The sequence below is a fragment of the Haladaptatus sp. genome (assembly GCF_049589095.1).
Classification (GTDB): Archaea; Halobacteriota; Halobacteria; order Halobacteriales; family Haladaptataceae; genus Haladaptatus.
In genome coordinates, this window is the sequence record NZ_JBAWAC010000457.1 from 1 (window position 1) to 5,660 (window position 5,660).

Sequence of the window (5,660 nt, forward strand, 5' to 3'; positions counted from 1 at the left end):
GATCAGGAGCATCGGACACGGGACGTCCTCCACGACCGAAATCGGGCGGTAGAACGGGATTTCGAGGAAGGCACGCGCCGGTACCTCGTTCTCCCACACCGGCGGGTCGGGAACGATGGTTTCCATCCCTTCCATCGCGCCCGGCGTGTTCAGGACGGCGAACTCGTCGGGATACCCGGCGATCGGAACCGTGTGCGGACTCCTGAAGGTGTACTTTCTGACGAGGTCACGCACCCCTGCGACGGTCCCTCTCAGCGATTTTTTGATACCGGACGCGCGGGCGACGGCCCGTCCGTCGACGAACGGAACCTGTGCGACGACGGCGGCGATTCGGTGGTCGTCGGCCGCCGCCTCGATGACGTGTCCGCCGCTGTAGGACGTTCCCCAGAGCGCGATCTTTCGACGGTCGATGGCGTTCAGTCCGCGAACGTGGTCGATCGCCGCTTTCCAGTCCTCGACGTGACGGCTCGCGTTGACGAGATTACGCGGTTCGCCGTCGCTGTCGCCGAAGTTCCGGTAGTCGAAGAGGAACACGGCGTACTCGCGGGCGACGAACTCCTTTGCAATCTCCGGGAAACCGAAGGTCCGTTCCGCGCCGAAGCCACCCGCCATCACGACGACGGGCGGGTTCGAGACGCCTTCCGGCGTGTAGAGCCATCCGGCACACCGCGTCCCCTCGCTTTCGAAATCGACATCGTTCTTCGCGTATCGAAGCCGCGACAGCTCACGTGCCCGTGTCTTCGTCATTGTTCGTTACGAGGACGACGAGGAACATAAAACTCGTCTCACGGGTTCACGAACGACAGTTCCTCCTTCTTCCCGGTCACGGCCCGCATCATACACCCACGACACACCCATAATTCGCCGGTTCGCCCGACGAGATGCGTCCCGTTCGACTTGCGCTGTTCGCAAATATCACAAACCCCCATGGTCATTCGTCAACCCCCGTGAATGTCAATCCCGCGCCCGTCAGCGGTCGGTGTGGAGAGTTGCCGTCCGTTTGGTATCACGTCTCGGGGAAGGTTTATCCCTTGCTGAATGAATGTTCGGTCAGTACGGTGTGGGAGACTCGTCGGTCGTCCACACCCACACCACACCCACAAAACGAACCGTTCGAACGTCGAACACCGAACACGCTAACAACCATATGCCAAACGCAACCGAACGAACGACGTCCACCTCGGCAGTAACGCTGACGGACGTGCGCAAGACCTACCATCGCGGCGAACCCGTCCACGCGCTCGACGGCATCGACCTCACCATCGAACGGGGGTCGTACACCGCCGTCATGGGGCCGAGTGGGTCGGGGAAGAGTACGCTAATGAACGCCGTCGGCTGTCTCGACATGCCGACCGAAGGCTCCATCACGGTGAACGGGACCGAAGTCACGACGCTTTCGGACACGAAGCGGACGACGCTCCGGGGTGACGAAATCGGCTTCGTCTTCCAGACGTTCAACCTCATGCCGAAACTCACCGCGAAGGAGAACGTCGCACTCCCGATGGTCTTCCAAGGGGTGGGGAAGAAAAAACGAAACGAACGAGCCAGCGACTTGCTGGAGCGCGTCGGATTGGGCGACCGGCTCGACCACCGACCGAACGAACTGTCGGGCGGGCAGCGCCAGCGGGTGGCAATCGCCCGCGCACTGGCGAACGACCCGGCCATCATTCTCGCCGACGAACCGACCGGCAACCTCGATAGCGAGACGGAAGGCCGGATTCTTGCCCTGTTCGAGGAGTTGCACGACGAGGGGAACACCATCTTTCTGGTCACCCACGAGCGCACCGTCGCCGAGCACGCCCAACGCATCGTCCACCTGCTGGACGGCGAAATCGAGCGTATCGAGACGGTGGACTCCCCGCGCCGGATGGAGGTGGGTCCATGAACATCGGCCAGAGTTTCGCGATGAGTTGGCGGTCCATCCGCGACCACAAACTCCGGTCAGTGTTGACGACGCTCGGCATCATCATCGGCGTCGGGTCGGTCATCACGTTCGTCACCCTCGGGGCGAGCCTCCAAGCGGCCGTCGTCGGCCAGGTCTCGGCCGGTTCGAACCCGTCCATCGTCGCTAGCGTCGGCCCGGCGAGTACGAACGACGGCCCCGGCGGCCCGCAAAGTCAGAGTGCGTCGCTACCCGTGTTCACCGAACACGACATCGAGCAGTTACGAGGGCTCGATAACGTCGGTTCCGTGGTCCCACAGGGGAACGTTCAGGTGTCCTCGCTCGGCTACGACGGCCAAACGATCGGGTGGGAAAGCGTGACGGCGACGACGGCGGATTCGTTCGCCGCGGACTCGTTCGAGTCGGGACACGCGTTTACCGGCGGGAAGGAACAAGTCGTGCTGAACAAACCGGCGGCGAGCCTGTTCTCGACGAACGTCTCGACCGGCGACACCCTCACGCTCCAGTTTGGCGACGGCCCGCAAAACGTCACCGTCGTCGGCATCCTGAACGCCTCGTCCAGCGCGAGCGTGTTCGGCACGTCACAACCACAGATCTACGTGCCCACGGACCCGTTCTACGGAACCACGGTGAAGAGTCCGGCGACCGGCGAGCAGCAACGGGCCTACCCGCAGGTGACGGTACGGGCGGTCGATTACGACCACGTCGATAGCGTCCAACCGGCGGTCAAGTCGTATCTGGCGAACGACTCCGACGCCAGCCAACTCAAACCCGCGTCCTACGAGGTGTCCCTCCAGACGAACCAACAACTCGTCGATCAGATTCAGGAGGTCATCGGGACGTTCACGAGTTTCATCACCGGCATCGCCGTCATCTCGCTCATCGTCGGGGCCATCGGTATCGCCAACATCATGCTGGTGAGCGTGACCGAACGCACCCGAGAAATCGGCATCATGAAGGCCATCGGCGGGCAGAAACGCGACATCATCCAACTGTTCCTCGTCGAGGCGGTCATCCTCGGCGTCATCGGTTCGCTCGTCGGCACCGTCGTCGGCATCGCGGGCGGATACGCCGCCGCACAGGCCATCGGCTTCGACCTCGCGTTCGCGCCGAAATGGTTCGTCGTCGCCATCGGCGTCGGTATCGGCGTCGGGTTGATTTCGGGTCTCTATCCGGCGTGGAATGCCGCTAGAATCGATCCCATCGACGCGCTCCGCCACGAGTGAGGAGTGAGCCGAGTCGGTTCCCCGTTCGATGGCCGACAGAGTTCCACTTCTCGATGCTCGTACCACCCGCAACAGATATACTACTTAAACCCGTGACTTTCCAGAGAGGGGGGAACGGGACATGAAACAATCACCATACGATCAGAAGTTCTCCGTCTGTGGGGCGAGCGACTCGGGGGAAACGAGCTACCCGGCGGACGCGCTCGAATGCGGCACGGATGCGCCCGACTTCACGCTCTATTCGACGCCGGACCAAACGCTTTCGTTGCGCGAATTTCGCGGACAACCCGTCATTCTCGCGTTTTATCCCGCGGATTGGAGTCCAGTCTGTGGCGACCAGATGTCGCTCTACAACGAGATACTCGACGAGTTCGGACGATACGATGCGCAGTTACTGGGAATTTCGGTCGATGGCGTCTGGAGCCACGATTCGTTCTCCGACGACCACAACCTCCACTTCCCGTTGCTCGCCGACTTCAAGCCGAAGGGAAAGGTGACGAAAACGTACGGCGTGTATCGACCGGAAGACGGAACGAGCGAGCGGGCGCTCTTCGTCATCGACGACGAGGGGGTGATCCAATGGACGTTCGTCTCCCCCGTCGGTGTGAACCCCGGCGCGAGCGGGATACTACAGGCGCTCAATGCGTTCGAAAACGGGGACGCGAGATGAGCGATCGGACACCGATTTCCCCGGACAACACGCTCACCAGTCCGATCGATGAAACCGATCATCTACGAGGGCAACCGGACGCACCCGTCACGTTGGTCGAATACGGGGATTACGAGTGCCCCCACTGTGGCCGGGCATATCCGATCGTCAAATCGATCCAGGAGGAGATGGGCGACGATTTCCGATTCGTCTTTCGAAACTTCCCGCTGAAACAGGCCCACCCACACGCCCTCCACGCCGCGGAGGCGGCCGAAGCGGCCGGTGTGCAGGGAAAGTTCTGGGCGATGCACGACCACCTCTACGAGCATCAGGACGCGCTCGAAGACGACGACCTTCGGCGGTATGCCGAGGAGTTGGAACTGGATACGACCCAGTTCGAACGCGACGTGTTCGACGAGAATCGGTTCGAACAGCGGATTCTGCACGATTTCAAGGGCGGAATCCACGGCGGCGTCAACGGCACGCCGACGTTCTTCATCGATGGCGCGCGATACGATGGACCGCTCGAAGAGGCGAGCCTCGCGAAGGCGCTTCGGGATTCGATGGAGAGAAACGAGCCGCGATAGTTCCGGGAATCGAGCAGCGGGTTCCTACTCGTCCATCAAAACGTGTTCGACGTACTCTTTGGCCGTCTCACGCGCTTCTTCGAGCGCGTTCTTCTCGTCCAGGGAGACGTACCGGTTTCGCGCGCCGTCCACGATGAGCATCAGCGCCTCCGCCGCGTGGGCCGGGTCCTCGGCGGCGAACACGCCCGCGTCCGTCCCGTCGGCGATGACGGTCTTGAGCAGATATCGTGTGTACTCGTCGTTGCGCTGGAACTGTTCGCGCACGGCGTCGTTGTACGGCGCCTGCGCACGCATCTCCAGCATCGCGGTCAGGAATTCGGGGTAGCCTTCGCGGTCGGTCAGCAGTCGATCCAGAAGGGAGTCGAGTCGTTCCCGTGGGGCGGTCGTCTCCACCTCGTGAACCCGGTCGATGAACTTGTCCAACAGATAGCTCAAAAACGCCGCGAGAAGGTCGTCTTTCGTGTCGTAGTGATAGTGAATCGCGGCCGTCGATTTGCCATACTCCTCCGCGATGGAGTGTATCGTGAGGTTCGCATAGCCGTGTTCACAGAGTGCCCGATAGGTCGCCTGCATTATCGCCTGTTCGGCGTCGGAACGCTCGTCACCGTCGGAAGGCGCTGCCATTAACTAAACAACTAGTTATCACGGCAAAACGCTTGTGGTCTCGATGCGAACAGCGTGTATTGACCAGTATGACACGTGAATTGGCATCCCTCCGTTTCGTCCCTCTTTTTCTCCTGATAAACAACACAACTATTAACTCTCCTGACTAACTATTCAGTTAGAAATGGGAACACAGCAGTCGAACGGGCCGCCGCCCGAAACACACGAGGCCATCATGGCCGCCACACATCGGGCACTCTGTGAACACGGCTATGCGAACCTCACGATGAAGCGTATTAGCGACGAGTTCGGCAAGAGCAAGTCGCTTCTCCACTACCACTATAACTGTAAGGAGGAGTTGCTCCTCTCGTTTCTGGACCACCTCCACGAGAAGTTCGACGCGAAAATTTCGACGGACGACTACGACACCGCGACGGACGCGCTGCTCTTCAGCATCGATGCGTTCTTTCCTGACCCCGATACGGAGAGCGATTTCGATATCGCCATGCTGGAGATGGGGATGCAAGCGCCCTACAACGACGCGTTCCGCGACCAGTTCCAGGAGAACAACGACCGACTGCGGGGACTGTTCGCCGATATCATCGCTCGGGGTATCGAGCGCGGCGAGTTCGAGGAGGACATCGATCCGGAACGGGCGGCCGAACGACTCCTGATATTTCTCGACGGGGTCC

At 61.0% G+C, this 5,660-nt stretch carries 7 protein-coding genes; 5 read left to right on the forward strand and 2 right to left on the reverse strand.

The window, feature by feature from the left end; all coding sequences use genetic code 11:
- Window positions 1-747: alpha/beta hydrolase (locus tag WBV42_RS14315; RefSeq protein ID WP_423986630.1), on the reverse strand; the 747-nt coding region annotated here is incomplete at its 3' end.
- 400 nt (window positions 748-1,147) lie between these two features.
- Here WBV42_RS14315 and WBV42_RS14320 point away from each other — a divergent pair.
- From WBV42_RS14320 to WBV42_RS14335, 4 genes are all read left to right on the forward strand, one after another.
- Window positions 1,148-1,885: an ABC transporter ATP-binding protein gene (locus WBV42_RS14320; RefSeq protein WP_423986631.1), complete on the forward strand. Its 738-nt coding sequence runs from the start codon at window positions 1,148-1,150 to the stop codon at window positions 1,883-1,885.
- The gene (locus WBV42_RS14325) at window positions 1,882-3,129 is read left to right on the forward strand and encodes an ABC transporter permease (protein WP_423986632.1); all 1,248 of its coding nucleotides are present in this window, start codon (window positions 1,882-1,884) and stop codon (window positions 3,127-3,129) included. The genes WBV42_RS14320 and WBV42_RS14325 overlap by 4 nt, the downstream gene beginning before the upstream one ends.
- A 121-nt stretch (window positions 3,130-3,250) precedes the next feature.
- Window positions 3,251-3,799, forward strand: a complete 549-nt coding sequence (locus WBV42_RS14330) for a redoxin domain-containing protein (RefSeq protein WP_423986633.1) — start codon at window positions 3,251-3,253, stop codon at window positions 3,797-3,799.
- Window positions 3,796-4,365, forward strand: coding sequence for a DsbA family protein (locus WBV42_RS14335; protein ID WP_423986634.1), 570 nt, complete (start codon window positions 3,796-3,798; stop codon window positions 4,363-4,365). The genes WBV42_RS14330 and WBV42_RS14335 overlap by 4 nt, the downstream gene beginning before the upstream one ends.
- Before the next feature lie 24 nt (window positions 4,366-4,389).
- On the opposite strand, the gene WBV42_RS14340 is transcribed toward WBV42_RS14335, so the two are convergent.
- A complete protein-coding gene (locus tag WBV42_RS14340; protein ID WP_423986635.1) occupies window positions 4,390-4,989 on the reverse strand; it encodes a TetR/AcrR family transcriptional regulator in 600 nt (199 codons plus the stop codon).
- Between the two features lie 163 nt (window positions 4,990-5,152).
- On the opposite strand from WBV42_RS14340, the gene WBV42_RS14345 reads away from it, so the two are divergent.
- Window positions 5,153-5,660, forward strand: a 508-nt coding sequence (locus tag WBV42_RS14345; protein ID WP_423986636.1) for a TetR/AcrR family transcriptional regulator, incomplete at its 3' end; no start/stop codon positions are given.

Excerpts from the sequence above, each read along its gene's own strand:
- WBV42_RS14320 (WP_423986631.1), top strand. The coding sequence starts at position 1,148 with ATGCCAAACGCAACCGAACGAACGACGTCCACCTCGGCAGTAACGCTG.
- WBV42_RS14325 (WP_423986632.1), top strand. The coding sequence starts at position 1,882 with ATGAACATCGGCCAGAGTTTCGCGATGAGTTGGCGGTCCATCCGCGAC.
- WBV42_RS14330 (WP_423986633.1), top strand. The coding sequence starts at position 3,251 with ATGAAACAATCACCATACGATCAGAAGTTCTCCGTCTGTGGGGCGAGC.
- WBV42_RS14335 (WP_423986634.1), top strand. The coding sequence starts at position 3,796 with ATGAGCGATCGGACACCGATTTCCCCGGACAACACGCTCACCAGTCCG.
- WBV42_RS14340 (WP_423986635.1), bottom strand. The coding sequence starts at position 4,989 with ATGGCAGCGCCTTCCGACGGTGACGAGCGTTCCGACGCCGAACAGGCG.